This window comes from Rhodococcus sp. (in: high G+C Gram-positive bacteria), assembly GCF_049299235.1.
Lineage (GTDB): Bacteria > Actinomycetota > Actinomycetes > Mycobacteriales > Mycobacteriaceae > Rhodococcus.
On the sequence record NZ_JBAQXC010000287.1, the window covers coordinates 26,160 to 50,917 of the forward strand.

Here is a 24,758-nt window from a genome sequence, read left to right on the forward strand (position 1 = left end):
CCGATGGGTGCAGGGCTTGTGAAGTTCCACGTAAACCCACTTATTCCGATGCGTGTTGTGTGCCCAATGCGCGCGTCGCGGTCGTCGGGCGCAGGCGTCGTTGCCGCCGATATTGCGCAACTTTGACAGGGTGAACACGTTCTAGTTAGTATGACGCGGGTCACAGCGTGACCCGTTGTTGGTTCCTGGCCACTCAACCACCGAACGGAGGGGAGACGTTGGTAGACCTCCTCGAGGTCCCGTTGCGAGCAGTCGGCGGTCTCTTCGCCATGACCGGAGAAACCGCCCGCGCAGCCTTCTCCCGGCCCTTTCAGCGGCGCGAATTCATCGACCAGGCATGGTTCGTCGCACGGGTGTCGCTTCTTCCGACCATCCTTGTGGCGGTGCCGTTCACGGTTCTGGTCAGCTTCACCCTCAACATCCTGCTCCGGGAGATCGGCGCCGCCGACCTCAGCGGTGCGGGCGCGGCACTCGGCGCGGTCACCCAGGTCGGGCCGATGGTCACCGTGCTCATCGTCGCCGGCGCCGGCGCCACCGCGATCTGCGCGGATCTCGCCGCCCGAACCATCCGCGAAGAGATCGACGCGATGAAGGTGCTCGGCATCAATCCGATCCACCGCCTCGTCGTGCCCCGCGTGCTCGCATCCACGGTTGTGGCGCTGCTCCTCAACGGGCTGGTGTGCACGATCGGCATCCTCGGTGGCTTCGGATTCTCGGTGTTCCTGCAGGACGTCAATCCGGGTGCCTTCGTCAACGGCATCACACTGCTCACCGGTTTCGGTGAGCTGATGATCTCTCAGATCAAGGCGGGCCTGTTCGGCATGATCGCCGGACTCGTCGCCGCCTACCTCGGGCTCAATGTCAGAGGCGGAGCCAAGAGTGTCGGCGACGCCGTCAATCAGACCGTGGTGTTCTCGTTCATGGCACTGTTCGTTGTCAACCTTCTCGTCACGGCCGTCGGCATCAAGCTGACGGCCGGATGAGCGGCTCGGTGGTGGAGTAGATGGCAGTGATAACCGGGCGCTTCCCCCGCGTGCGCCGACGTTTCCGGACCGCATCGAATTCGATGGACAGCATCGGAGAGCAGGCCCTGTTCTTCGGTCGGGCGCTCGGCTCCGCGCCGCGTGCACTGATGCACTATCCGAAGGAGACCGTTCGGCTCGTCGCCGAGATCAGCATGGGCACCGGTGCGCTCGCCGTCATCGGCGGCACCGTCGTGATCGTCGGCTTCCTGACCTTGTTCACCGGCGGCATCATCGCGGTGCAGGGCTTCAGTTCCCTCGGCAACATCGGTGTCGAGGCGCTCACCGGCTTCTTCGCAGCGTTCATCAACGTGCGTATTGCCGCCCCGACCATCGCGGGCATCGGCCTCGCGGCGACCATCGGGGCCGGTTCCACCGCCCAGCTCGGCGCGATGCGTGTCTCCGAGGAGATCGACGCGCTCGAGGTGATGGCGATCCCGTCCGTCCCCTACCTGGTGAGTACACGAGTGATGGCAGGCATGATCGCGATCATTCCGCTGTACTCGCTCGCCGTGATCGCCTCGTTCATCGCCAGCCGTTTCGCGACAGTCGTGCTCTACGGTCAGTCCGGCGGCGTGTACGACCACTATTTTCAAACGTTCCTCATCCCCACCGACATCCTGTGGTCGTTCGTGCAGGCCATCGTCATGGCCATCGCGGTGATGTTGATCCACACCTACTACGGCTTCAATGCGAGTGGAGGGCCCGTCGGAGTCGGTGTCGCCGTCGGTAACGCGGTGCGCGCCTCCCTCATCGCCGTCGTCACCGTCACCCTCCTCATCTCGCTCGCGGTCTACGGGATGTCCGGCAACTTCAACCTGTCGGGATAGGCGGCATACATGGACAGTCCATCGTGGAAGAAGAAACTCGCCGCCTTCGGGATGGTCGGCGGTCTCGTGCTGCTCGTCGTCGCGGCGCTGACCCAGTTCGTCGGCGGCTTCACGGATTCGGTTCCGGTGACGGTCACCTCCGCACGGTCGGGCCTGGTGATGGAAACCGATGCCAAGGTGAAACTGCGTGGCGTCGAAGTCGGACGCGTCTCGTCGATCCGATACACCCCGGACGGTGCGGTGCTCGGTCTGGCGATGAATCCGGGACAACTACATCTGATTCCGTCGAACGCCCAGGTGACGATCGAATCGACCACCGTGTTCGGTGCGAAGTTCGTCAACCTGGTCGTCCCGGCCGACCCATCGCCGGTACCGCTACAGGAGGGCGCGGTCATCGCCGCCGAGAACGTCACGGTCGAGTTCAACTCTGTCTTCGAACACCTGAACGACGTACTCGCGCAGGTGCAACCGGAAAAGCTCAATGCCACACTCGGTGCGATCTCCGAGGGCCTGCGTGGTCGCGGGGATGAACTCGGTGCGGCGATGGTCGAACTCGACGGCTACCTCGCGACGATGAACCCGTCGTTGCCGCAACTGCAGTACGACCTCGATGTCGCCGCCGAGGTGGCCGGCGTCTACGCCGACACCGCACCGGATCTGATGGCCACGCTCGGCAACGTCACCGACGTCGGCAACACAATCGTCGACGAGCAGGCCAACCTCGACCTGCTGCTGATGAACGTCACGGGTCTGGCAACGACCGGCCGCGACGTGCTCGTCGAGAACGAAGCCCAGTTGACCACCGCGCTGGACCTTTTGACCCACACGACGACGCTCCTCGGCGAGTACTCGCCCGAACTGACGTGCTTCATCGTCGGTCTCAACGATGCGCGTATCGCATTCGAGCCGATGACCGGCACCGGCAAGTACGCGTCGCTGATGCTCAGTACCAGCTTCATGGGTGGTGCCACGATCTACAACCAGGAACAGGATCTGCCTGTCGTCGGTGCCAGTGGTGGACCCAACTGCTACGGGCTGCCGAATTTCGACCCCAAGGCCGAGCATGCCCAGTTCGCGGTCACGAACACCGCCGAGGTGCCGTACAAGCCGTCCACCGAGACCTGGGTTCGGTACCCGACGATTTTCCGAGACCTGTTCGGCGACGACCTTTCGGCAGGGCAGTGACCATGAGACCGACAACAATCAAGTTCACGGCATTCACCGTCACGATGATTCTGATCTTCGCAGGCCTCGCCGTGGTGTTCAGCCAGGCCAGGTTCACCGGGACCGAGGGATACCGGGCGAGTTTCACCGATGTGTCCGGCCTGAAGCCCGGCGACAAGGTGCGCATCGCCGGCGTCCAGGTGGGTTCGGTCGGCAGCGTCGACATCGGTGACGGCAACGTCGCCGAAATCGACTTCGACGTCGACTCGAAGTACACGCTGCTCCAGAGCACCCGCGCGACCGTTCGCTACGAGAATCTGGTGGGCGACCGCTATCTGGAACTGCTCGAAGGTCCCGGCAGTACCGGGGAGAAGTTGCGGCCGGGCGAGAGCATCCCGCTCGATCGGACTGCGCCGGCACTCGATCTCGATCTGCTGCTCGGGGGATTCAAGCCGCTGCTCAAGGGCCTGGATTCGCAACAGATCAACGAATTGTCGGGGGCGTTGTTGCAGGTGTTCCAGGGTCAGGGCGGCACGCTGGTGTCGCTGCTCGGCAACACCAACTCGTTCACCAACTCCCTCGCCGATCGGGACCAGCTCATCGGGGACGTCATCGACAATCTCAACACCGTTCTCGGTACCATCGACGAACGCGACCAGCAGTTCACCGACACCATCGACAGGCTGCATACCCTCGTCGGCGGCCTCGCCGACGACCGCGACTCCATCGGTGCCGCGATCCCGCAGATCGCTGCAGGCACAGCAGATCTCGCGTCGTTGCTGCAGAACACCCGGCCCGACTTGCAGTCGGTGATCGCCGAAACCGACCGCACCATGACGCAACTCGACCTCGGTGAGGACGACATCAACCGCTCCCTCGAACGGCTGCCCTCGGACTACCAGAAGCTCATTCGTGTCGGCTCGTACGGAAACTTCTTCCAGTTCTTCCTGTGCGCCAACACGTTCAAATTCTCCGGACCGGACGGGACGACGGTGCGATACACGTCGGCGGAGCAGATGACCGGAAGGTGCGCAAAGGTCGAATGAGCCCTACTCGTGAACGCAGCCAGGTCCAGGTCGGTGTCATCGGCCTCAGCGTGTGCACCGCGATCGTGGTCGCGGGATTGCAGTACGACCAACTTCCCTTCATCTCAGGAGGACTGAACTACTCGGCGCACTTCACCGACGCGGGTGGTCTCATCCCCGGTGACGACGTCAACCTCGCCGGCGTCAACGTCGGCACCGTCACCGATGTCGAACTCGACGGAGCACAGGTGCTGGTGACCTTCACCGTCCGCGACGGCATCGCCCTCGGCTCCGCTACCGGAGCCGACATCAAGACCAACACGGTCCTCGGCCGCAAGTCGCTCGCCGTGCGGCCGTTCGGTGACGGTGTGCTGCGGCCCGGGACGACGATTCCGGTCGAACGCACCAACGCGCCGTACTCGCTGCCCGATGCGCTCGGCGACCTGACCACCAGCGTGTCCGAACTCGACACCGACGGCATCAACGATTCGCTCGACGCGCTGTCCGGCGCGCTGGAGGACACACCGCCCGAGATCGGCGGTGCACTCGACGGTATGCGGCGGCTTTCCGAGTCCATCAACTCGCGGGACGAATCGCTGCAGGAGCTGCTCGGCCGCGCCGAGAACGTGACCGGAATCCTCGCCGACCGCAGCGACCGCATCAACGAACTGATCCTCGACGCCAACGACCTGTTCGGGGAACTGAGCCTGCGCCGCGACGCCATCACCCAACTGATCACGAACATCTCGTCGGTGTCGCGGCAGTTGACCGGTTTCGTGCAGGACAACCAGGCACAGATGGCACCGACCCTCGACGTGCTCAACCGGGTCACCGCGAATCTGCAGGCGAACAAGGAAAATATCGCCGAAGCGCTCGACGGGCTCGGTCCCTACATCACCTCCCTCGGTGAATCCGTGGCGAGCGGGCCGTTCTTCAACGCGTACGTCTCGAACATCCTGCCCGCGCCGTGGTGGAAGGCGGTCGTCGACGGCTTCGTCGCCCCTGACCTCCTGCCGCAGGACCTGCAGGACATGATTCCGAAGGATCCGCCGTCGATCAAGAAGGATGGCGAATGAGCGAGGACAGCATGGACAACGGGACAGTGCCGGGCCGGCCGACATGGCTGATCCCGGCGATCGCTGCGGCGGTGGTCGCGGTCGTGATCGCCGGACTCGTCGTGCTCGTACTGCCCGGCTGGGGCAAGCGCACGATTCACGCCGAATTCGTTTCCACCACAGGACTGTACGAAGGCGACGACGTTCGGGTCCTCGGTGTCCCGGTCGGCCGCATCACCTCCATCGAACCCGGCAACGACATGTCCCGGGTGACGATGGAGGTCGACGACTCGGTCGACGTCCCCGCCGACGCCCAGGCGGTGATCATCGCCCAGAGTCTCGTCTCGGCCCGGTTCATCCAGCTCACCCCGGTGTTCTCCGGTGGGGACGCGATCGGCGACGACGCCACGATTCCGGTGTCGCGCACCGCCTCACCCGTCGAATGGGACGAGATCAAGACCGAACTGATGCGCCTGTCCGAGGCACTCGGCCCGGAGGACCTGGACCCGCAGGGATCGCTCGGCCGGTTCATCGACACCGCTGCCGAGAACCTCGACGGCAACGGCACCACGGTGCGCGACGCGCTGCGCGAACTGTCCGAGACGATGCGGACGCTCTCCGACGGCCGCACCGACCTGTTCTCCACCGTCCGCAACCTGCAGGCGTTCGTCTCCGTCCTGTCCACGAGCAACGAGCAGATCGTGCAGTTCGGAGGCAGGCTCGCGTCCGTGTCCGATGTACTGGCCTCGAGTTCCGATCAACTCGGGACCTCGCTCACCGACCTGAACATCGCGATCGGCGATGTACAGCGGTTCATCCAGGACAACCGTGACGGCCTCACCGAGTCCGTCGAGCGACTCGCCGATGCGACCGAGGTGCTCGCCCGCAAGCGACCCGAGATCGAACGCGTCCTGCACTCGGGTCCGACGGCACTGGCGAACTTCTACAACATCTACAAGCCCGCGCAGGGATCGTTGACCGGTGCCCTTGCGGTCAGCAACGGACGCAACCCGATCGAATGGATGTGTGGTTCCGTGGGTGCCGTGGCCAACGCGACGTCCGACCGCAGCGAAGAACTGTGCCGTCAGCAACTCGGACCGGTTCTCACGTCGTTGTCGAGCAACTACCTGCCGTATCTGATCAACCCGATCGCCGGCGTGCAGGCATTCCCCGACCAGATCCACTACACCGAACCGTGGCTCGAGGGTGCCTCGGCAGAGCGGGGAGTCGCCCCGGACGCGGCGCCCGCTCCGAGCCCGGCCGCCGGACTGCTGTCGGGAATGCCGACAATCTCGGTGCCCGGTGACCTGGGATCCCTGCTGCAGCCGGGAGGCGGCCGATGACCATGCGAACCAGGCGGCTCACCGCCGCCGTGACCCTGACCGTCGCTGCCGTGACACTGTCCGGTTGCGAATGGAACGGACTGAACTCGGTGTCCATGCCGGGGACAGCCGGCCGTGGCGACGATGCCTACCGCATTCAGGTGGAGATGCCGAATGTCACTACGCTGTCCCAGAACTCGCCGGTGCGCGTCGACGACGTCACGGTGGGAAGCATCGCGAACATCGAGGTCGTGGACTGGCATGCACTGGTGACCGTCGCACTGAACGGCGATGTGCAACTCCCCGCGAACGCCACCGCCCGAATCGGCCAGACCAGCCTGCTCGGATCACAGCATCTCGAACTCGCCGCGCCGACCGACGAGCAGCCGGAGGGCAGACTCGAGGACGGCGATGTCATTCCACTCGACCGGGCCGGTGCCTATCCGACCACCGAGCAGACGTTGTCGTCACTGTCGGTGGTGCTCAACGGTGGTGGGCTCGCTCAGATCAACGACATCACCACCGAGTTGAACGCGGCGGTCGTCGGACGTGAAGACTCGTTGCGGAACCTGATGCCGCGGCTCGACGAACTGGTCGGCACCCTCGACCAGCAGCGCACCGACATCATTTCCGCGATGGAAGGAATGGACCGGCTGGCATCGACGGTCAACGATCAGACGGACGTGCTCGAACGCGCCCTCGACGACCTGCCGGAGGCGGTCGGAGTGCTGGCCGATCAGCGGTCGAACCTGACCGCCGCACTGACCTCGGTCGGTGAAATGAGTGCCGTTGCGAGCAGGCTCATCGAGAATGCGGGCGAAGACCTCGACACGAACCTCGAGGCGCTGACCCCGACCCTGCGTGCCCTCGCCGATTCGGGTAGTTCCCTCACCCAGGTGCTCGGTGTGCTGCTCACCTACCCGTTCCCGCAGGCCGGGCTCAACAACATCATTCGCGGTGACTACGCGAACCTCGCCATGACCATCGACCTGACCAACGAGAGACTCGACCTGAACTTCCTGACCGGTACTCCGCTCGGGGGCCGGCTCGCCGGTCCCGAAGGGATTCTCGGTCGGGACGCGGGCCTCGCGGCGCAGGCCGCCGACCCGTTCCAGGCTCCGCTGCAGCCGCCACCGGCCCCGCGGACCGCGCCCGGCCCGGCGACGGTGACCGTCCCCGGGCTCGGCGAGTTCACGATTCCCGAACTGCCGCTGGGGGTTCCTGCGCCATGATGCTGTCGAAGTTCGTCCGGATCCAATTGGTGATCTTCGCGATCCTTACCGTGATCGGCTTGGTCGTGATGTCGGCCCAGTACGTCCGGCTGCCACAGTTGTTCGGTATCGGCCGGTACACGGTCACCGCCGAACTCCCGTCGACCGGTGGTCTGTACCGGCATTCCAACGTCACCTTTCGTGGAACGAACGTCGGTGTGGTCGAGTCGGTTTCGTTGACTCCGACGGGGGTGGCCGCCGAGATGTCGATCGACAAGGACTACGACATTCCCGCCGATGTCGATGTCGCTGTGCGCAGCGTGTCCGCTGTCGGTGAGCAGTTCATCGACCTGGTTCCGCACGAGAATGCCTCCGGCGACGCGCATCTCGTGAACGGCGACGTGATCCCCGTCGACCGGGCCACCGTGCCGCAGGAGGTCGGGGCGCTGCTCGACCAGGCCGACGTGTTGCTCGCGAGCATCAGTGACACGCGCCTGCAGACGGTCGTGGACGAAGCGTTCAACGCGTTCAACGGGTCCGGCCCCGACCTGCAGCACCTGATCGACTCGACCCGGCTGTTCGTGCAGGAAGCCAACGCCAACAGCGGTCCGACGAAGCAGTTGCTCGACGAACTCGGACCGCTGCTCGACACCCAGGTGGTCACGAGCGACGCGATCCGTTCCTGGACGCGGAACATGGTGACCTTCACCGATCAGCTACGGGTCAGCGACCCGGACCTGCGGGCACTGATGGAGAAGGGGCCCGGCGCCGCAGCCGAGGCCGAACAGTTGCTGCAGGGGTTGCGTCCCACGGTGCCGCTGCTGCTCGCGAACCTCGTCAGTGTCGGAGAGGTCGGGGTCATCTACAACGCGGGCATCGAACAGATCCTGGTGCTGTACCCGCCGATGACGACCGCGCTGATCACCGCCGCAGGCGGCGGTCCCGCCGAGGACGGTGCGGTGGTCGACTTCCATCTCCAACTGAACGATCCGCCGCCGTGCCTGTCCGGCTTCCTGCCGCCGGACCAGTGGCGCAGCCCCGCCGACGAGTCGATGGTTGTCACAACCGAAGACCTGTTCTGCAAACTGCCGCAGTCGGACCCGAATGCGGTGCGCGGCGCCCGCAACGCCCCGTGCATGGAGTTCCCGGGCAGGCGCGCCCCGACACCGGACGAGTGCCGCACCGGATACGTGCCCGAGTACACCGACAACCCGTGGAACGGACCGCCCACCCCGGTTGAGTCGGCGAACGACGTTCCCCAGCCGGCATCGTATTCCAACGGTTCCGATGCTGCCGCGCCCGCCGGCGTCACCGCACGCCGGATCGATCCGGCGACCGGCACGTACATTGGTCCGGACGGCACCGTTTACCGTGATGCCGACACGGGCGGAGATGCGAGCTTGGAGACGTATATGAAGGCACAGCAAGGCTGATGGCGGACGAGAACAAGACACCCGAAGGAACGTCGGCGCGTCCGGCGTGGACACTGCCCGTCTCGATCGGCGCGACGATCCTCATCGTCGTCCTGATCGCATCCGGGGTGTGGCTGCTGATCGACCGACAGTCGAGCAACGATCGCGACGAACAGCGTGAGGCATACCTGCAGGCCGCGCGGCAGACGGTGCTGAACCTGACCACGATCCACCGTGACACCGCCGACGCGGACGTCGAACGCTTGCTGGCCGGATCCACCGGTGACTTCAAGGCCGAATTCGAGGGCAGGGAAGGCCCGTTCGTTGAGGTCGTCCAGAAGGCCGGGGTCGACACCACCGGTGAGGTGCTGGAGGCAGGCATCCAGACCGAAGACGGTTCGTGCATGTCCTCGCTGGTGGCCGCGCGTGCAATGGTGTCCAACGCCGACCAACCCGACCCGTCGCCGCGTGATTTCCGTCTGCGCGTGACGATCTGCGACGAGAACGGCCAATTGCTGGCATCGAAGGTGGAGTTCGTACCGTGAGCGACGAGAACCGGACCGCGAAGAACGACAGCACGGATGGGGCCGTGAACCTCGAGAAGCCCGGCGGTGAGCAAGCGGCGGACGCGCCCGGAGTGGACGCGACCGGGGCGGGTACGACCGAGGCAGGTACGGCCGATGCAGGCACGGCCGAGGCAGGCACAGCTGACAACAAGCCGACGCCGGAGGTGGGCGCAAGCGTGCCTTCACCTGCCGGGAAGAAGGGAATTCCGCCGGTCGTCGCGGGTGCACTCGTGGCCGTCGCCGCCGTCCTTGTTGTTCTCGTCGGCTCGCTGGCATACGGAAAGATGCAGGACAGCGCCTCGGAGGCGGCCCGCACCGATGCGCTGAAGGTCGCCGAGGAGCAGTCCGTCGCGATGCTCGCCTACGACTACGGCAGCGTCGACGAACAACTCGCGTCCGCCGCGGACGGCCTGACCGGCGACTTCCGCGAGGAATACCTGAGTCTGATGAACAACATCATTGCGCCGGGTGCGAAAGAGAAGCAGATCAGTGTCCAGGTCGCGGTTCAGGGGTCGTCGGTCGTCTCGGCCGAACCCGACCGGGTGGTGGCGCTGCTCTTCCTCAATCAGATCACCACCAGTTCGGAGAACCCGGAAGCGGTCAGCAGCGGCAGCCGGGTTCGGGTCGAACTGGAGAACCAGGACGGTCGCTGGCTGGTGAGCCGGCTGACGCCGATCTGACCGCCCGGCGCAACGACCGCGCCCTGCGTCGCCACGGTTCGCCCTGCCGTTGCTACATTTCGGTGCTCTCGGCGGGGGCCAGCAATGCGGGACCGGCGGCACCGCCGTGCGCAAGCGCGTCGAGGAAGGCACGGGCCCACCGGTCCACGTCGTGTGTGAGAACCTGCCTCCGTAAGGCTCGCATGTGCCGCCTGCCGTCCTCGCGGGACTGTGACAACGCGGCTTCCATCTGGTCCTTCACGTTGTCCAGATCGTGCGGATTGCACAGGAACGACTGACGCAATTCGGCTGCGGCGCCAGTGAATTCGCTGAGAACCAGGGCACCACCCAGATCGCTGCGGCACGCCACGTACTCCTTGGCGACGAGGTTCATGCCGTCGCGCAGCGGGGTCACCAGCATGACGTCCGCGGCGACGAAGAACGCGATGAGTTCGTCGCGGGGGACCGGGCGGTGAATGTAGTGCACCACCGGTTTGCCGACCTCGGCGTACTCGCCGTTGATGCGGCTGACCACCTTCTCGATCTCGCCGCGCATATGGACGTACGACTCGACTCGTTCGCGACTGGGTGTCGCGAGCTGCACCATCACCGTCTCGGTCGGGTCGACCCGACCCTCGCCGATCAGCTCGCGCAGCGCGTCGAGCCGAACGTCGATGCCCTTGGTGTAGTCGAGCCGGTCGACTCCGAGCATGATCCGCTTCGGGTTTCCGAGCTCTTTCCGGATCTGCTTGGCGCGGTCGCGGATCGACCTGCGGCGCGACTGCTCGTCGAGCTCACCCGAGGCGATCGAGATGGGGAACGCACCGACCCGGACAGAACGGAACCCGACCTGCACGACACCGAGTTTCGATCGGATACCGACGGTACCGCGGGAGGTCTGATGCCCGGCCAGCCGCCGCGCGAGGTACAGGAAGTTCTGGGCCCCGCCGGGCAGATGGAAGCCGATGAGATCGGCGCCGAGCAAACCGTCGACGATCTCGGTGCGCCACGGCATCTGCATGAACAGTTCGACCGGAGGAAACGGAATGTGCAGGAAGAAGCCGATCGTCAGGTCCGGGCGGAGCATCCTCAGCATCTTCGGCACGAGCTGCAGTTGATAGTCCTGGATCCAGACGGTCGCGCCCTTCGCGGACGCCTTCGCCGCCGCCTCGGCGAACCGGCGGTTCACCTCGACATACGCGTTCCACCATTCGCGGCGGTACTCGGGACGAACGATGACGTCGTGGTACAGCGGCCACAACGTGGCATTGGAGAAGCCTTCGTAGTAGTCGGCGATCTCCTGGGCGCTGAGCGGCACGGGATGCATCACCAGGTCGTCGTCGACCAGCGGGTCGAGATCGGCGTCGGGTACCCCGGCCCAGCCGACCCATGCACCGCGGTGGGTGCGCAGGATCGGCTCGAGTGCGGTGACGAGGCCACCGGGACTGCGCTTCCATCGGGTCGTGCCGTCCGGAAGGCGTTCGAGGTCGACGGGCAGCCGATTGGCGACCACAACGAAGTCGGATTCGGTGAAGGTCGTCGGATCGGCTGCGGGCACGTGTCCTCCTGTGTGGTTGTCGGATCGGACGATCAGCGTTTGCCGGATCGGACGGTCAGCGTGAGTTGACGGTCAGTGTGATTTGACGGTCAGTGTGATTTGACGGTCGGCCCGATGCCGAGCATCGACAGCAGCATGCGGCACTCGTCGGCGTCCTCGGCATAGGCCGCGACGACCCGCTGCGCCTGTCGGGCGGTCTGCTCGGCTACGGGCTCGAGGTCCTCGTCGGCGATATCGTTGTCGGTGGTCACGTCGGCGGCCATGATGTTCCTCCCAGGGGTTCTGCTCGGCTCGAGCAGGTCATTCGTAGTTCGACTCTAGGAGAACGGAACAGTCGCACGCCAGCCACGACCTGTAGGTGGGCACCGGTACGGCGTCTGTATCGATCAGGGGACGCCCACCTGCGGGCCTTCGGTATGCGCTTCGCGGCGTGTTCGGGGTTGGCGGTTGCGCGGTACGGTGGACGGGGCCCGCGCGCTTGTGCCGACGAGGCCGTCTCACGGTGACACTTTTCGAGGAAGGTCTTCATGCCCATCGCGACGATCAACGGAATCCCGCTGAATTACCAGGTCAAGGGGACCGGTGACCTCGTGGTACTCGTCATGGGTACGGGAAGCCCTGGTCGTGTGTGGGACCTGCATCAGGTGCCGGCGCTGGTCAACGCAGGCTACCGGGTTGCCACCTTCGACAATCGCGGAATCGCGCCGTCGGGGGAGGGCCTCGAGGGGATGACGATCGACGATCTCGTCGCCGACACGGCCGGTCTGATCGAATTTCTCGGCGGGCCGGCGCACGTCGTCGGCACGTCGATGGGTGCCCGGGTCGCGCAGGAACTCGCGCTGGCCCGGCCGGATCTCGTGCGCAAGGCCGTGTTCCTCGCCGGCCACGCGCGGATGGATCAGTTTCAGCTCACGCTGACCGAGGGCGAACGTCAGTTGTTCGACAGCGGTGTCGAACTGCCCGCCAAGTACCGTGCCGCGGTCACCGCGGTGATGAACCTGTCGCCGGCCTCGCTCGCGGATGTGAACACCGCACGCGATTGGCTCGACGTCTTCGAGTTCACCGGCGGCAAGACCTCGGCCGGTGTGCGGGCACAACTGTCGATGGACCGTGAGTTCGATCGGCGGGCGGCATATCGGTCCGTGACCGTGCCGTGCTTGGCCGTCGGATTCGCCGACGACCGGATGATCCCGGCCTACCTGTCGAAGGAGGTCGCCGACGCGATCCCGGGAGCAGCCTACGAGGAAGTCCCGGATGTCGGACACTACGGATACCTCGAGCGGCCGGAGGCTGTGAACAAGGTCGTGCTGGACTTTCTGGCCGACTGAGCACAGCGTCGGAGACCGGGCGCGGTGGGATCGAACGGATCCTGCCGCGCTCGACTCGTTTTCGGGGTGGGTACCGCGGCGGACCGGTCGCGGACCGGAGCGTCACATCGCACGCACAAGTATTGGTAGGCTCACCGAACCAAGGGTAGCCTGAGCTATCTTTGTGAACCGGTCGAACCCGCCTGCGTCTGTGGCCCCGAGCACGAGAGGTGAGCGTCGACGCCTCTCCAGTAGTTGTAGCGCACCACCCGGTCCCATACCCGGCACCGAAACCGATCCCACCGACATCTCGCCGACACCGCCCCGGAAGGAGGACGGCGCTTGTGCTCCCTCGGGAACGCGGGAGCATCCGCGCCGAACATCAGATGACCGATCGATTCAGCACCGCCCCCGAAGCTTCGGGGGTTCCGGACATCGTGCCCGGCGATGTCCTCGACATCGTCGGCATCGGGTTCGGTCCGGCCAACCTGGCGTTGAGCATCGCGATCGAAGAGCACAATGCGGCTGAGCCGGGTTCACCGGTCCGGGCGCGCTTCTTCGAGAAGCAGCAGTCGTTCTCCTGGCACCCGGGGATGCTCCTCGAAGGTGCCACCATGCAGATTGCCTTCCCGAAAGACCTTGTCACGTTCCGGAATCCGACCAGCAGCTACAGCTTCTTCTCCTACCTTCACGATCGCGGTCGTCTCGTCGATTTCGTCAATCATCAGACCTTCTTCCCGACCCGGCACGAATTCCAGGACTACCTGCAGTGGGCAGCCGGACGCGTCGAGGCCGACGTCCGGTACGGCACCGAGATCGCCAAGGTCGACGCCGTGCGCGACGGGATCGGCCCCGCGGACTTGTTCGCGGTCCGTACCGCCGACGGCGACGTGGTCTATGCCCGCAACATCGTGCTCGGCATCGGCCTGCAAGCCCGGATCCCCGAATGGGCCACCGAATCCGTGCGGTGCTTCCACAATCACCAGTTCCTGTTCCATCTCGCCGAGATGCCCGCGCCGACACACCAGCGATTCGTCGTGGTCGGTGCCGGTCAGTCCGCCGCCGAAGTCGTGCAGTATCTGCACGGCAAGTACCCGGCCGCCGAGGTACACAACGTCTTCGGCCGGTTCGGATACAGCCCCGCAGACGACAGTCCGTACGCGAACAGGATTTTCGATCCGGGCACGGTCGACGAACTCCATGCCGCTCCCCGGGAGGAACGCGAGCGGCTCCTCGAACTGCACCGCGGCACGAACTACTCGGTTGTCGACCCCGACCTGATCGCCGAAATCTACGCCACCGAATACCGAGAGCGCGTCACGGGCAGGCGTCGGCTGTTCATGCGTCGAGCGTCGGAGGTAGTCGGCGTCGACGAGACGGCGACCGGGATCGAGGTGCAGGTCCGGAGCGGGCTCGACGGACTCACCGACACCCTCGTGTGCGACGCGGTCGTCCTCGCCACCGGATTCGCGGCGGCACCTGTGGCGCCGTTGCTCGGCGACCTCGCGCCCGCCGACACGCCGCTGCGGCACGTCGACCGCGACTACCGGCTGCCCACATCCGCCGACGTGGGCGGCGGAATTTATCTGCAAGGCGGCACCGAGAAGACCCACGGCATCACAGCGTCACTGCTGTCGAACTCGGCTGTCCGGGCCGGCGAGATCCTCGCCGCGGTACTGGACCGGCGCACCGCGAACGCGCCCGGTGCGCAGGGGCAGGCGCCTCTCCTTGGTAGGATTTCCGACCAGCACACCTACGCAACAAGTGAGGCGAGATGAGCACGAATCCATTTGACGACGAAGACGGCCGTTTCTACGTCCTCGTGAACGACGAGGAGCAGTACTCGCTGTGGCCGACCTTCGCTGAGGTCCCGCAGGGATGGCGGGTCGTGTTCGGCGAGGAATCGCGCCCCGCGTGCGTCGAGTACGTCGAACAGAACTGGACCGATATGCGTCCGAAGAGCCTGCGCGACGCCATGGAAGCCGACGAGAAGGCTCGTCAGGGCAACGCCTGATCCTCAGCGTCCCGGACCTTCAGCGTCTACGGAAGTCACGCCGCAAACGAACGAAGCGCGGCGTGACTTTCTCTTTTCCCGGTGCAGACGTCGCTTCCGGTGTAGACGTCGCTTCCGGTGCCGACGTCGTCTCCGGCGCAGCCGGGTCCTCCTGTCGTGGTCCCGTCCGGCGAAGTGAAGGACGGCGCAGCGACGGCCGATGCGGCGCGTTCGATCGCCGCATGCTACGCGGGTAGCGCGCGGTCCGCGCCATCCATTCGCCGAGGGTGACCCCGGCGGCCAAGCCGCAACCTATCCCGAACGCGGCGAACAGTGCGGTCAGCCCGACCAGCAGTTCGGACTGCAGGATCGCGTACAGGCCGCGGTACAACGCCAAGCCGGGCAGCAACGGCGTGATACCCGCGACGGCAACCACCAACGGCGGCGTGTAGGCCCGGCGGGCCATCAGACCACCGGCGAAGCCGACAACCGTCGCCGCGATCGCCGACGCGATGATCGGCCCCACGCTCAGCTCCAACGCGAGCTGGAACACGAGGGCGCCGGTCGCGCCGCCCAGCGCAGCCGCGGTCAGTGCCCGACGCTCGGCGTAGCAGGCCAGCGCGAAGAACACCGACGCAGCGGCACCCGCGGCGACCTTCGTCGGCAACTGGGTCAGATCCGGCGGCGCGACATAGCTGATGACGGGCAACTCCGAACCCAGCACCGCGGCGATCCGCATCGTCGTCGCAACGCCCGCGATGATCCCGCCGGTCATCATGACCAATTCGAAGAAGCGGGCAGACGCGGTGATGGGTGCCCCCGTGATCGCATCCTGCACCGAACCGACGAGCGAGAGACCGGACAACAGCACCGTCACCCCGGCCGCGATGATCAGTCCCGGCGACACCGACACCCCCAGCTGTTCCCGAAATCCGTAGAGCGTGATCGCCGGGGCGGTAGCGATGATGCCGCCGATCAGGTGCTGAAAGAAGAACGGCAGGCCGAGCCCGTTGAGATGGCGGTTCACCCGGTCGATCACCAGGGTCGATGCGAACGCGACCGACGCGACGATCACTCCACCGCCGAGCAGTACCGCGATGGACGCGGCCATCCCCGACCACGCCAACGTCGCGACCCACCGGTGGTAGGGGTGTGGCGCCGACGTGATCGCGAGCAATTCCTCGCGTGCCTGGGCGGGGGAGATCGCGTCCCGGCGGATCCTGCGGGTCAGCCGGTCCACCGCCGCGAGACGGGTGAAGTCCATCGACCGGTAGTGGACGATCCGCATCGTGCTCGCAGGCGGCATCGTCGGCCCCCGATACGCGGACAGCACGATCGAGTTGTACGTCACGTCGACGTCGCACCGCGCCAGCCCGTACGTCGCGGCAACGAACTGCACCTGATCCGAAGTGTCGATCGCGCCGGTACCGGCGGCGAGCAGCACCTCACCGACCCGCACTGCCACATCGAGGGCCTCGGCGACCGTCGCATCGTCGGTCAGATCGATCGGCTGCAGCGGCGCAGGCGCTTCGGTGACGGAGTCGACCGTCGCGCGGCGATCCAGAACAAGTTTTCCGAGAACCGTACTCAGCACACTCACCGGCGCGCGTCTCCGGTGCGTCGTGGAAGAAGGTGCGCGGGGTAGATCATGATCCCCACCGTAACCACACCGGGCGGTGACGCGTGGGATCTGCCGATGCCATATGATGAGCGCGCTTCACTGCCTCCTTAGCTCAGTGGTAGAGCACTCGCCTTGTAAGCGAAAGGTCGTCGGTTCAATCCCGACAGGGGGCTCCACGGCGCGCCGCCCGCGGTCTCAGCCGGCGAGGTCGTCGGGGCCGATCGGATCGGATCGCCAGGCGTCGGTGCCGACACCAGCGCCGGACCGGATTCGGAACACGGCCACGGCCACGGCGAGAAGGACGGCCAGGGCGGTGATCAGAAGAGCCTTCGGCACGGTGCGATCCTCCGGTGTCACTCGAGTACCTCGATCGGGATGGTCAGAGAGGCGGGGGCAATTCGCCCTTGCCGCCGCTGCGCAACCAGCGGCCCGGCAGTCTTCCGGCGAGATCGCCGAGCGGTCCCACCGCGCCGCGGAGCAGTTCGGCCGTTTCCTGCAGCAGGTCGATGCTCGTCCCCATCTGCTGGATGTTGGGGGCCAAATGGGCGAGAGTCTCCGACAGTGACACGATCTGGTCGAGCGGGCCGCCCTCCGCGAGCAGCCGTTCGAGTGCTCCGCGTTCGGACAACAGCGTGTCGAGGACTCCGCCCTCGGCGAGCGCGCGTTCCACAACGCCACCGGGTTTGATCGCGACGTCGACGATGCCGCCCGGCGCCGTCAGTCGTTCGACCGCACCTTCCTGGGCGAGCAGTCGCTCGAGCGGACCGTCCGTTGCGGTGAGCCGATCGAGCAGGCCGCCTTCGGAGAGTAACCGGTCCAGCGCGCCGTCGTCGGCGAGGACCCGGTCCAGCGGGCCACCCGGCGCGGTCACGCGGTCGAGTGCTCCGCCCGGCTCGAGAAGCCGTTCGAGTGGGCCGCCGGGCGCGGTGAGCCGGTCGACGGCGCCGCCGGGCGCGAGCAACCGGTCGAGGGGGCCACCCTCGCGCAACGCATGCCCGAGCGGCCGATCGTCGGATGCCAGCGCCGACACCTGTTGCAGCAGGCCGAGCGTTCCGCGGGTGTCGGTGAGACCGACCGCGCCGAGCGTCGAATAGGTGGTGGGGGAGACCGCCACGCGGACCGTGCCGATGACGGACTCCGCGATCCCGAGGGCGGTGTCCGCCGCGGTCAGGCCGACCCGGATCGGGAATGCGAGCGCGGACGCCAGATTCATGGGCTCACTGTAACCGTGCGACACACGAGAAGCTGCCGACCACCCGCGGACGGACTAATGGAGAACTTTCAGCCCGATGACGCACGCGACGATGCCGATGATGAGCAGCACCTTGACGAGCGATGCGGGTTCGGCGCCGGTGACCATCGCGAATCCGACGGTCAGCGCGGCGCCGATCCCCACCCACACCGCGTACGACGTACCCACCGGCAAGGTACGCATCGCGTAGGCGAGCCCGGCCATGCTCAGCAGCAGCGCGACGACGAAGAGGACGGACGGCCCGAGCCTGCTGAATCCGGCCGAGCGGCCGAGCGCGGTCGCCCACACCGCCTCGAGGACGCCGGAGATTACGAGAACGATCCATGCCATCACGAACTCCTGTGCACCGTCTTGTCCTGGCCGGGTACGGTGCGCTCGTCCGGGTGTCGATCGACGGTATGTAGGTTAGCGAACTTTCTGGGAGTGCGCCGCCGACCCGATCCGCCGACTGCCAGCGACTTCACAGGAAACAACCAGCGACAGTCCAGCCGGTACCGAGACAATGGTCGACGTGACTGTTCCCGAAGCACGCGTGCTCATCGTCGACGACGAGCCGAACATCGTCGAATTGTTGTCGGTGAGCCTGAAGTTCCAGGGATTCGACGTCGCGACCGCCTCCGACGGCGCCGAGGGTCTCGATCGTGCCCGGGCCTTCCGTCCCGACGCGGTGATACTCGACGTGATGATGCCCGGCATGGACGGGTTCGGGATGCTGCGCCGTCTGCGCGCGGACGGCTCAGATGCACCGGTGCTGTTCCTCACCGCGAAGGACACCGTCGACGACAAGGTGTCGGGGTTGACGCTCGGTGCCGACGACTATGTCACCAAACCGTTCAGCCTCGAGGAGGTCATCGCGCGGCTCCGGACGATCCTGCGTCGCGCGGGGAAACTGTCCACTGCGGAACGTTCGTCGCGGATCACCTTCGCCGACATCGAACTCGACGACGACACCCACGAGGTGTGGAAATCCGGGAATCCGGTAGCGCTCTCGCCCACCGAGTTCACGCTGTTGCGGTACTTCATGGTCAACGCGGGCACGGTGCTCAGCAAGCCGCGCATCCTCGATCACGTCTGGAACTACGACTTCGGGGGCGAGGTGGGTGTCGTCGAATCGTATGTGTCCTATCTGCGGCGCAAGGTCGACACCGGCGACACACCACTGATCCACACGCTGCGCGGCGTCGGGTACGTGATGCGTGAGCCGAAGTAGATGCGCCGCCTGCCCGCTCTGCCGCTGCGGTTCACCCTCGTCGCCGCGCTGCTGACGTTGTCGGGTCTCGGCCTGCTGGCATCCGGGATCGCGGTGACGTCCGCGCTGCAGGGGTCGTTGTTCAGCCGGATCGACCGGGACCTGCACGACGCGGCGCACGGCTGGGCCAAACCGCTCGGTGCCCGCCCGGAGATGCCGCCACCGGAGGCGGGGCCGGACCGGCCACCGAGCCCGTTCTACGTCAGGATCGCGGAGCCGGACGGAACAGCGCGGGTGACGATCAACGACCGGTCGGACTCGCCGGCGGTGCCGGCGGGCCCGACGTCGGGCCCGGTGACCGTCGGTTCCGTCGACGACCCCGCCACCCGGTGGAGGTTGCTGACCACCGGCAACCCGGACGGGGGCACCACCACCGTCGCAGTGAGTCTCGACGAGACGAACGACATCGTGGCGCGACTTGTCGTGCTGCAGTTGGGGATCGGCGCCGGTGTGCTGGTGCTGCTCGGTGTCGCCGGGTATTTCGTGGTCCGACGCAGTCTCCGCCCGCTACGGGAAGTGGAGCGTACCGCGGTCACGATCGCGGACGGTGATCTGCACGAACGGGTGCCGGAGCGGGATCCGCGGACCGAGGTGGGACGACTGTCGGTGGCTCTGAACACGATGCTCACGCAGATTCAGTCGGCGTTCGCGGCGAGCGCCGCGTCGGAGGATGCGGCGCGACGCTCGGAAGAGAAGATGCGTCGTTTCGTCGCCGACGCCGGGCACGAACTGCGCACTCCGCTGACCACGATCCGCGGTTTCGCGGAGCTGTACCGGCAGGGTGCCAGCCGCGACACGGACCTGCTGATGAGCCGGATCGAGAACGAGTCGCGCCGGATGGGAATCCTCGTCGAGGATCTGCTCATGCTGGCCCGGCTCGATGCGCAGCGGCCGCTCGAACAGACCGTGGTGGATCTTCTCACGCTCGCGGCCGATGCGGTGCACGGCGCCCGAGCGGTCGCGACGGAACGCACGATCGGCCTCGAGATCATCGACGGTCCGGGGACGCCCGAGGTACTCGGTGACGCGGTGCGGCTCCGGCAGGTCGTCGACAATCTCGTCGCCAACGCGATCACCCACACACCGGCGGATGCGTCGGTCACTGTGCGGGTGGGCACCGTCGGCGACGACGCGGTGCTCGAAGTAGTGGACACCGGACCCGGCCTCTCCGAACAGGATCGGGAACGGGTGTTCGAACGGTTCTACCGGGTGGACAGCTCGCGCGCCCGCGCGTCCGGCGGCAGTGGCCTCGGCCTGTCGATCGTTGCGGCGCTGGTCGCGGCGCACGGCGGCACCGTCGAGGTGGACAGCGACGTCGGCCGGAGCGCGACCTTCCGGGTGCTGCTGCCCCGAATACCAAACTGACTCACCGGTAAGTTTCTCGGCTACGGTGTTTCCGGACACAGTCGCACCACGCTGGAGGAAACGAGAATGGGAATCACCGACACGGCCTTCCGTGCGACCGGGATTGCGGTCGACGCGGCCCGCAACACCTGGTCGTTGTTCGCGTCCGGCGGGATCGCGCCGCAGCACCGCACCCCGTCGGTGATCGTCGGCGACGGCCCGCACCGAACCCTGCGACGATTCGGTCCGGAACGCGGCGGCGAACCGGTCCTGCTCGTCACGCCCCTCGCCGCCCCGTCGAGCTGCTACGACCTGATGGCCGACCAAAGTCTGGTGCAGTTCCTCCTGGATCAGGGCCGCAGCGTCTACGTGCTCGACTACGGGCCGATGAACTACGACGACCGGGTGCTCGGATTCGAGGTGTGGATCGACGACATCGTGCCCGAAGCGATCCACCGGGTAGCCGAACTCAGCGGCAATCGCGACGTCGATCTGGTCGCGTGGAGCCTCGGCGGCACGATCGGCCTGCTCGCCGCCGCCGCGCACCCGGAACTCCCGATCCGGTCGATCACTGCGTTCGGCACCCCGATCGACTACGCGCAGATCCCGCTGATCGCGCTCGCGCGAATCGCCGGACCGTATATCGGAGAGCCGCTCCTGGGTGGGTTGTCACGGATCCTCGGCGGTGTCCCGGCGCCGCTCGTGCAGATCGGCTACCGGGCCACCGCCCTGGAACGGGAACTGTTGCGGCCGTGGTTCATCGCCCGCAACATCACCGACGCGGACCGGCTGGCCCGCATGGAATCGATCGATCGGTTCCAGTCGGGCATGTACGGCTACCCCGGACAGTTGTTCCGCGAGATGGGCCTGCGCCTGACCGTCGCCAACGATCTGGCCTCCGGGAAGGCACAGTTCGGCGACCGCACCATCGACCTCGCGGCGGTCACCGTGCCGGTGCTGGCCCTCGCCGGTACCGAGGACGTCCTCGCACCGGTTCCGGCGGTCCGCGCGATCGGCGGCGTCCTGCCGAACGCCGCGGTCCGATTCGAGACCGTGCCGGGCAGTCATCTCGGCCTGCTCACCGGACCCGCTGCGCGCACCACCTCGTGGGCGCACCTGACCCGGTTCCTGGCCGACCCGCACGAGGAGTCCCCCGGCCCTGTGAGCACTCTCGAATCCGCGATCTCGGGGCCTCAGTCCGGGACGTTGGTGCCGTAGCCCAGCTCCCGAAGTGCCGTGCGCACCTTGTCGCGGGCCTCGTCCAATGCCTCCGGCGACGGGTTCTGCTCGGCCTTCGAGATGTCGAAGTCACCCAGGTCGTAGGCGGGGAAGACATGCAGGTGCAGGTGCGGCACTTCAAGGCCGGCGATGAGCAGACCCGCGCGCGGGGACTCGTACGCGGCGCACACGGCTCGGCCCATGATGCGGGCGACGTCGTTGACCTTCGCCCAGAGCGCGTCGTCGACGTTCTGCCAGTGATCCACCTCGTCGCGGGGGACGACGAGCACGTGCCCCGGATTGAGCGGGTTGATGGTGAGGAAGGCGACGACGTCGTCGTCCTGCCACACGAAGCGGCCCGGCAGATCGCCGGCGATGATCATGCTGAACACGGATGCCATACCGGGAGGATATGCGGACGTGGTCACCGACGGCGACGCCGAGCGGTCCCGTAGTCTGTGCGGCGTGCGCGTACTCGTTATCGGTTCCGGTGCCCGTGAACATGCCCTCGTCCTGGCTCTGTCCCGAGACCCCGGAGTGACCGCGGTGCTCGCAGCGCCCGGCAACGCCGGCATCGGCAGGATCGCCGAACAGTTCCCGGTCGATGCGGCCTCCGGCGACCAGGTCGTCGCCCTCGCGAGGGAACAGAATGCCGACCTCGTGGTCATCGGCCCCGAGGTGCCCCTGGTTCTCGGAGTCGCGGACGCCGTGCGTGCCGCAGGCATCGCCTGCTTCGGCCCGTCCGCCGCCGCCGCCCGCATCGAGGGGTCGAAGGCGTTCGCCAAGGACGTCATGAACACCGCGGGTGTGCGGACCGCGCACAGCGAGGTCGTCGATTCACCCGGCGTGCTCGACGCGGCGCTGGACCGCTTCGGCCCGACCTGGGTCGTCAAGGACGACGGCTTGGCCGCGGGCAAGGGTGTCGTCGTCACCACCGACCGGGCCGCCGCGCGCGATCACGCCGCCGAGATCCTCGAGAACGGGCATCCGGTCCTGCTCGAATCGTTCCTCGACGGACCCGAGGTATCGCTGTTCTGTCTCGTCGACGGCGACACCGTCGTACCGCTGCTGCCGGCGCAGGACCACAAGCGGGTCGGCGACGGTGACACCGGCCCCAACACCGGTGGGATGGGCGCGTACACGCCGCTGCCGTGGTTGCCCGCCGAGACCGTCGACGCCATCGTCGAGGAGGTCGTCGCACCGGTCGCCGCCGAATTGGTGAACCGCGGCTGTGGTTTCTCCGGCCTGCTGTACGCCGGTCTGGCCATCGGCACGGACGGTCCGGCCGTCGTCGAGTTCAACTGTCGTTTCGGCGACCCCGAAACGCAGGCCGTGCTCGCCCTGCTCGAATCCCCGCTCGGTGCGGCACTGGACGCGACGGCCACCGGCACCCTCGCGGATCTGCCGCCGCTGCGGTGGCGGGACGGCGCCGCGGTGACGGTGGTGCTCGCCGCCGAGCACTACCCGGCCAGCCCCCGCACGGGTGATGTCGTCACCGGAGCGAACGCCGACGGTGTGCTGCACGCCGGAACCAAGCTCGGTGCCGGTGACGCGGTGCTCTCGGCCGGTGGCCGCGTGCTCAGCGTCGTCGGTGTGGGTGCCGACCTGAGCGCGGCCCGCGATCAGGCGTACGCGACGCTCGCCGGAATCAAGTTGCCCGGCGGGCATTTCCGCACCGACATCGGGCTCGCCGCCGTCGAGGGCCGGATCACCGTCTGACCTCGGGGCCACCACCCGGCGGGCGCGTACTACCGTCGGCAGGATGCGCAACGAATCCAGCCGATCGAACATCGAAACCTTTCACGTCATGGACGTGTGGAAGGCCGCGGCCGAACGTCGGCGCACGCACGGTGACGTCCTGTCGCTCGCCGCCGGGCAACCGTCGACGCCGGCACCGGCGCCGGTGCTGCGCGCGACGCACCGCGCGATCGACGAGGAGTTGCTCGGCTACACCGAAACCTTCGGGATTCTGCCGCTGCGCGAGGCGATCGCCGGCTACCACCGCGACCGCTACGGGATCGACGTCGACGCCGACGACGTCGTGGTCACCACCGGATCGTCGGGCGCGTTCACGTTGCTGTTCCTCGCCGCGTTCGATCCCGGCGACACCGTCGTCGTCGCACGGCCCGGCTATCCGGCCTACCGAAACACGCTCGCCGCACTCGGATGCACAGTGGTCGAGTTGGACTGCGGCCCGGACACCCGCTACCAGCCGACCGTCGCGATGCTCGACGCTCTCGATCGTCCACCGGCAGGTCTGATCGTCGCGAGTCCCGCCAACCCGACCGGCACCATGATCGAACCGGACGAGCTGGCCGCGCTCGCCCGATGGTGCGACGACCACGGCGCGTTGCTCATCTCCGACGAGATCTATCACGGCATCGAATTCGCGACTCCCGGCACTCCGGTCACGTCGACCGCATGGTCGACGTCCCGCGACGCGGTGGTGGTCGGATCGGTCTCCAAGTACTTCTCGATGACCGGGTGGCGACTCGGCTGGATCCTGGTGCCGCGGTCGCTGCAACCGCCGTTGCAGCGGCTCGCGTCGAACATGACGGTGTGCCCACCGGCGATCTCCCAATACGCGGCGATCGAAGCATTCGGTGCCGAGGCGCGTACCGAACTCGACGGGCACGTCGCGCGCTATGCCGTGAACCGGGAGGTGTTGTTGCGCGGGCTCCCGGCTCTCGGCATCACGAAACTTGCCCCTGCCGACGGCGCGTTCTACGTGTACGCGGACATCGCGCATCTGCTGCGCGCCGGTGAGACGTCCACCGAGTGGTGTTCGCTACTGCTGCACGACACCGGTGTCGCGCTCGCCCCCGGCATCGACTTCGACACAGTCCGCGGCGACGAGACGGTCCGGTTGTCGTTCGCCGGCGCGACCACCGACATCGAGGTGGCCCTGGAACGCCTGCGCGCCTGGTTGCGCGCCGCCTGACGGTACGCC

25 protein-coding genes, 1 tRNA gene and 1 riboswitch are annotated in these 24,758 nt (G+C 66.8%); of the genes, 19 read left to right on the forward strand and 7 right to left on the reverse strand.

All coding sequences use genetic code 11. The annotated features are described in order from the left end of the window. The first annotated feature begins 218 nt into the window (after positions 1-218). The 10 genes from WAX14_RS16880 to WAX14_RS16925 all read left to right on the forward strand — a co-directional run bounded on the left by WAX14_RS16880 (position 219) and on the right by WAX14_RS16925 (position 10,287). Positions 219-983 (forward strand): MlaE family ABC transporter permease, encoded by a 765-nt coding sequence (locus tag WAX14_RS16880; RefSeq protein ID WP_422629204.1) that lies wholly within the window; start codon positions 219-221, stop codon positions 981-983. 20 nt (positions 984-1,003) lie between these two features. Further along, positions 1,004-1,852, forward strand: a complete 849-nt coding sequence (locus WAX14_RS16885) for an MlaE family ABC transporter permease (RefSeq protein WP_422629205.1) — start codon at positions 1,004-1,006, stop codon at positions 1,850-1,852. 9 nt (positions 1,853-1,861) lie between these two features. Further along, positions 1,862-3,037, forward strand: a complete 1,176-nt coding sequence (locus WAX14_RS16890) for an MCE family protein (protein WP_422629206.1) — start codon at positions 1,862-1,864, stop codon at positions 3,035-3,037. A gap of 2 nt (positions 3,038-3,039) precedes the next feature. Then, positions 3,040-4,062, forward strand: coding sequence for an MCE family protein (locus WAX14_RS16895; RefSeq protein WP_422629207.1), 1,023 nt, complete (start codon positions 3,040-3,042; stop codon positions 4,060-4,062). Next, positions 4,059-5,117, forward strand: coding sequence for an MCE family protein (locus WAX14_RS16900; protein WP_422629208.1), 1,059 nt, complete (start codon positions 4,059-4,061; stop codon positions 5,115-5,117). Before WAX14_RS16895 ends, WAX14_RS16900 begins: the two co-directional genes overlap by 4 nt. Beyond that, positions 5,114-6,439, forward strand: a complete 1,326-nt coding sequence (locus tag WAX14_RS16905) for an MCE family protein (protein WP_422629209.1) — start codon at positions 5,114-5,116, stop codon at positions 6,437-6,439. Before WAX14_RS16900 ends, WAX14_RS16905 begins: the two co-directional genes overlap by 4 nt. Continuing rightward, the gene (locus WAX14_RS16910) at positions 6,436-7,650 is read left to right on the forward strand and encodes an MCE family protein (protein WP_422629210.1); all 1,215 of its coding nucleotides are present in this window, start codon (positions 6,436-6,438) and stop codon (positions 7,648-7,650) included. The genes WAX14_RS16905 and WAX14_RS16910 overlap by 4 nt, the downstream gene beginning before the upstream one ends. Further along, positions 7,647-9,062, forward strand: a complete 1,416-nt coding sequence (locus tag WAX14_RS16915) for an MCE family protein (RefSeq protein WP_422629211.1) — start codon at positions 7,647-7,649, stop codon at positions 9,060-9,062. Before WAX14_RS16910 ends, WAX14_RS16915 begins: the two co-directional genes overlap by 4 nt. Continuing rightward, positions 9,062-9,586: a hypothetical protein gene (locus tag WAX14_RS16920; RefSeq protein ID WP_422629212.1), complete on the forward strand. Its 525-nt coding sequence runs from the start codon at positions 9,062-9,064 to the stop codon at positions 9,584-9,586. Before WAX14_RS16915 ends, WAX14_RS16920 begins: the two co-directional genes overlap by 1 nt. A gap of 197 nt (positions 9,587-9,783) precedes the next feature. Then, a complete protein-coding gene (locus tag WAX14_RS16925; RefSeq protein ID WP_422629238.1) occupies positions 9,784-10,287 on the forward strand; it encodes a twin-arginine translocation pathway signal in 504 nt (167 codons plus the stop codon). Positions 10,288-10,339: 52 nt separating this feature from the next. Here the strand turns inward: WAX14_RS16925 and WAX14_RS16930 are convergent, their stop codons facing one another. Together WAX14_RS16930 and WAX14_RS16935 are read right to left on the reverse strand one after the other, a co-directional pair. Next, positions 10,340-11,824, reverse strand: coding sequence for an alpha,alpha-trehalose-phosphate synthase (UDP-forming) (locus tag WAX14_RS16930; RefSeq protein WP_422629213.1), 1,485 nt, complete (start codon positions 11,822-11,824; stop codon positions 10,340-10,342). An 89-nt stretch (positions 11,825-11,913) separates the two neighbouring features. Beyond that, positions 11,914-12,087: a hypothetical protein gene (locus WAX14_RS16935; RefSeq protein WP_422629214.1), complete on the reverse strand. Its 174-nt coding sequence runs from the start codon at positions 12,085-12,087 to the stop codon at positions 11,914-11,916. Between the two features lie 264 nt (positions 12,088-12,351). Between WAX14_RS16935 and WAX14_RS16940 the strand changes: the two genes are divergently transcribed. The 3 genes from WAX14_RS16940 (at position 12,352) to WAX14_RS16950 (ending at position 15,145) form a co-directional block, all read left to right on the forward strand. Beyond that, positions 12,352-13,152, forward strand: coding sequence for an alpha/beta fold hydrolase (locus tag WAX14_RS16940; RefSeq protein ID WP_422629215.1), 801 nt, complete (start codon positions 12,352-12,354; stop codon positions 13,150-13,152). Between the two features lie 365 nt (positions 13,153-13,517). Further along, entirely contained in the window at positions 13,518-14,909 is a 1,392-nt protein-coding gene (locus WAX14_RS16945; protein ID WP_422629216.1) for a lysine N(6)-hydroxylase/L-ornithine N(5)-oxygenase family protein, read from the forward strand. Next, a complete protein-coding gene (locus WAX14_RS16950; RefSeq protein ID WP_422629217.1) occupies positions 14,906-15,145 on the forward strand; it encodes an MbtH family protein in 240 nt (79 codons plus the stop codon). The genes WAX14_RS16945 and WAX14_RS16950 overlap by 4 nt, the downstream gene beginning before the upstream one ends. A gap of 19 nt (positions 15,146-15,164) precedes the next feature. On the opposite strand, the gene WAX14_RS16955 is transcribed toward WAX14_RS16950, so the two are convergent. After that, positions 15,165-16,724, reverse strand: a complete 1,560-nt coding sequence (locus tag WAX14_RS16955) for a threonine/serine ThrE exporter family protein (protein ID WP_422629218.1) — start codon at positions 16,722-16,724, stop codon at positions 15,165-15,167. A gap of 122 nt (positions 16,725-16,846) precedes the next feature. Between WAX14_RS16955 and WAX14_RS16960 the strand changes: the two genes are divergently transcribed. Then, positions 16,847-16,921 (forward strand) — tRNA-Thr (locus tag WAX14_RS16960). Positions 16,922-16,940: 19 nt separating this feature from the next. Here the strand turns inward: WAX14_RS16960 and WAX14_RS16965 are convergent. The 3 genes from WAX14_RS16965 to WAX14_RS16975 are packed head-to-tail and all read right to left on the reverse strand — an operon-like array spanning position 16,941 to position 18,327. Then, positions 16,941-17,081 carry a hypothetical protein gene (locus WAX14_RS16965; RefSeq protein WP_422629219.1) on the reverse strand — a complete coding sequence of 47 codons (141 nt, stop codon included), beginning with the start codon at positions 17,079-17,081 and terminating at the stop codon, positions 16,941-16,943. A gap of 43 nt (positions 17,082-17,124) precedes the next feature. Next, positions 17,125-17,958, reverse strand: coding sequence for an ABC transporter (locus tag WAX14_RS16970; protein ID WP_422629220.1), 834 nt, complete (start codon positions 17,956-17,958; stop codon positions 17,125-17,127). Between the two features lie 54 nt (positions 17,959-18,012). Further along, on the reverse strand, positions 18,013-18,327 hold the full coding sequence (locus WAX14_RS16975) for a DMT family transporter (RefSeq protein ID WP_422629221.1): 315 nt from the start codon (positions 18,325-18,327) through the stop codon (positions 18,013-18,015). 10 nt (positions 18,328-18,337) lie between these two features. Next, a riboswitch (guanidine-III (ykkC-III) riboswitch) is annotated at positions 18,338-18,397 on the reverse strand. A gap of 102 nt (positions 18,398-18,499) precedes the next feature. On the opposite strand from WAX14_RS16975, the gene WAX14_RS16980 reads away from it, so the two are divergent. The 3 genes from WAX14_RS16980 (at position 18,500) to WAX14_RS16990 (ending at position 21,808) form a co-directional block, all read left to right on the forward strand. Continuing rightward, the gene (locus tag WAX14_RS16980) at positions 18,500-19,207 is read left to right on the forward strand and encodes a response regulator transcription factor (protein ID WP_422629222.1); all 708 of its coding nucleotides are present in this window, start codon (positions 18,500-18,502) and stop codon (positions 19,205-19,207) included. Continuing rightward, positions 19,208-20,611, forward strand: coding sequence for a sensor histidine kinase (locus WAX14_RS16985; protein WP_422629223.1), 1,404 nt, complete (start codon positions 19,208-19,210; stop codon positions 20,609-20,611). 66 nt (positions 20,612-20,677) lie between these two features. Further along, positions 20,678-21,808: an alpha/beta fold hydrolase gene (locus WAX14_RS16990; protein ID WP_422629224.1), complete on the forward strand. Its 1,131-nt coding sequence runs from the start codon at positions 20,678-20,680 to the stop codon at positions 21,806-21,808. Here WAX14_RS16990 and WAX14_RS16995 read toward each other — a convergent pair. Then, complete coding sequence (locus tag WAX14_RS16995; protein ID WP_422629225.1) at positions 21,784-22,209, reverse strand: HIT family protein; 426 nt, start codon at positions 22,207-22,209, stop codon at positions 21,784-21,786. The genes WAX14_RS16990 and WAX14_RS16995 overlap by 25 nt on opposite strands. 64 nt (positions 22,210-22,273) lie before the next feature. Here WAX14_RS16995 and purD point away from each other — a divergent pair, with 64 nt between their 5' ends. Continuing rightward, a complete protein-coding gene (gene purD / locus WAX14_RS17000; RefSeq protein ID WP_422629226.1) occupies positions 22,274-23,527 on the forward strand; it encodes a phosphoribosylamine--glycine ligase in 1,254 nt (417 codons plus the stop codon). A gap of 43 nt (positions 23,528-23,570) precedes the next feature. Next, positions 23,571-24,749, forward strand: a complete 1,179-nt coding sequence (locus WAX14_RS17005; protein ID WP_422629227.1) for a pyridoxal phosphate-dependent aminotransferase — start codon at positions 23,571-23,573, stop codon at positions 24,747-24,749. Positions 24,750-24,758 lie beyond the last annotated feature (9 nt).

Excerpts from the sequence above, each read along its gene's own strand:
- WAX14_RS16995 (WP_422629225.1), bottom strand. The coding sequence starts at position 22,209 with ATGGCATCCGTGTTCAGCATGATCATCGCCGGCGATCTGCCGGGCCGC.
- WAX14_RS16945 (WP_422629216.1), top strand. The coding sequence starts at position 13,518 with ATGACCGATCGATTCAGCACCGCCCCCGAAGCTTCGGGGGTTCCGGAC.
- WAX14_RS16905 (WP_422629209.1), top strand. The coding sequence starts at position 5,114 with ATGAGCGAGGACAGCATGGACAACGGGACAGTGCCGGGCCGGCCGACA.
- WAX14_RS16990 (WP_422629224.1), top strand. The coding sequence starts at position 20,678 with ATGGGAATCACCGACACGGCCTTCCGTGCGACCGGGATTGCGGTCGAC.
- WAX14_RS16910 (WP_422629210.1), top strand. The coding sequence starts at position 6,436 with ATGACCATGCGAACCAGGCGGCTCACCGCCGCCGTGACCCTGACCGTC.
- WAX14_RS16890 (WP_422629206.1), top strand. The coding sequence starts at position 1,862 with ATGGACAGTCCATCGTGGAAGAAGAAACTCGCCGCCTTCGGGATGGTC.
- WAX14_RS16915 (WP_422629211.1), top strand. The coding sequence starts at position 7,647 with ATGATGCTGTCGAAGTTCGTCCGGATCCAATTGGTGATCTTCGCGATC.
- WAX14_RS16970 (WP_422629220.1), bottom strand. The coding sequence starts at position 17,958 with ATGAATCTGGCGTCCGCGCTCGCATTCCCGATCCGGGTCGGCCTGACC.
- WAX14_RS16985 (WP_422629223.1), top strand. The coding sequence starts at position 19,208 with ATGCGCCGCCTGCCCGCTCTGCCGCTGCGGTTCACCCTCGTCGCCGCG.
- WAX14_RS16900 (WP_422629208.1), top strand. The coding sequence starts at position 4,059 with ATGAGCCCTACTCGTGAACGCAGCCAGGTCCAGGTCGGTGTCATCGGC.
- WAX14_RS16950 (WP_422629217.1), top strand. The coding sequence starts at position 14,906 with ATGAGCACGAATCCATTTGACGACGAAGACGGCCGTTTCTACGTCCTC.
- WAX14_RS16920 (WP_422629212.1), top strand. The coding sequence starts at position 9,062 with ATGGCGGACGAGAACAAGACACCCGAAGGAACGTCGGCGCGTCCGGCG.
- WAX14_RS16975 (WP_422629221.1), bottom strand. The coding sequence starts at position 18,327 with ATGGCATGGATCGTTCTCGTAATCTCCGGCGTCCTCGAGGCGGTGTGG.
- WAX14_RS16885 (WP_422629205.1), top strand. The coding sequence starts at position 1,004 with ATGGCAGTGATAACCGGGCGCTTCCCCCGCGTGCGCCGACGTTTCCGG.
- WAX14_RS16940 (WP_422629215.1), top strand. The coding sequence starts at position 12,352 with ATGCCCATCGCGACGATCAACGGAATCCCGCTGAATTACCAGGTCAAG.
- WAX14_RS16895 (WP_422629207.1), top strand. The coding sequence starts at position 3,040 with ATGAGACCGACAACAATCAAGTTCACGGCATTCACCGTCACGATGATT.
- WAX14_RS16935 (WP_422629214.1), bottom strand. The coding sequence starts at position 12,087 with ATGGCCGCCGACGTGACCACCGACAACGATATCGCCGACGAGGACCTC.
- WAX14_RS17005 (WP_422629227.1), top strand. The coding sequence starts at position 23,571 with ATGCGCAACGAATCCAGCCGATCGAACATCGAAACCTTTCACGTCATG.
- WAX14_RS16980 (WP_422629222.1), top strand. The coding sequence starts at position 18,500 with ATGGTCGACGTGACTGTTCCCGAAGCACGCGTGCTCATCGTCGACGAC.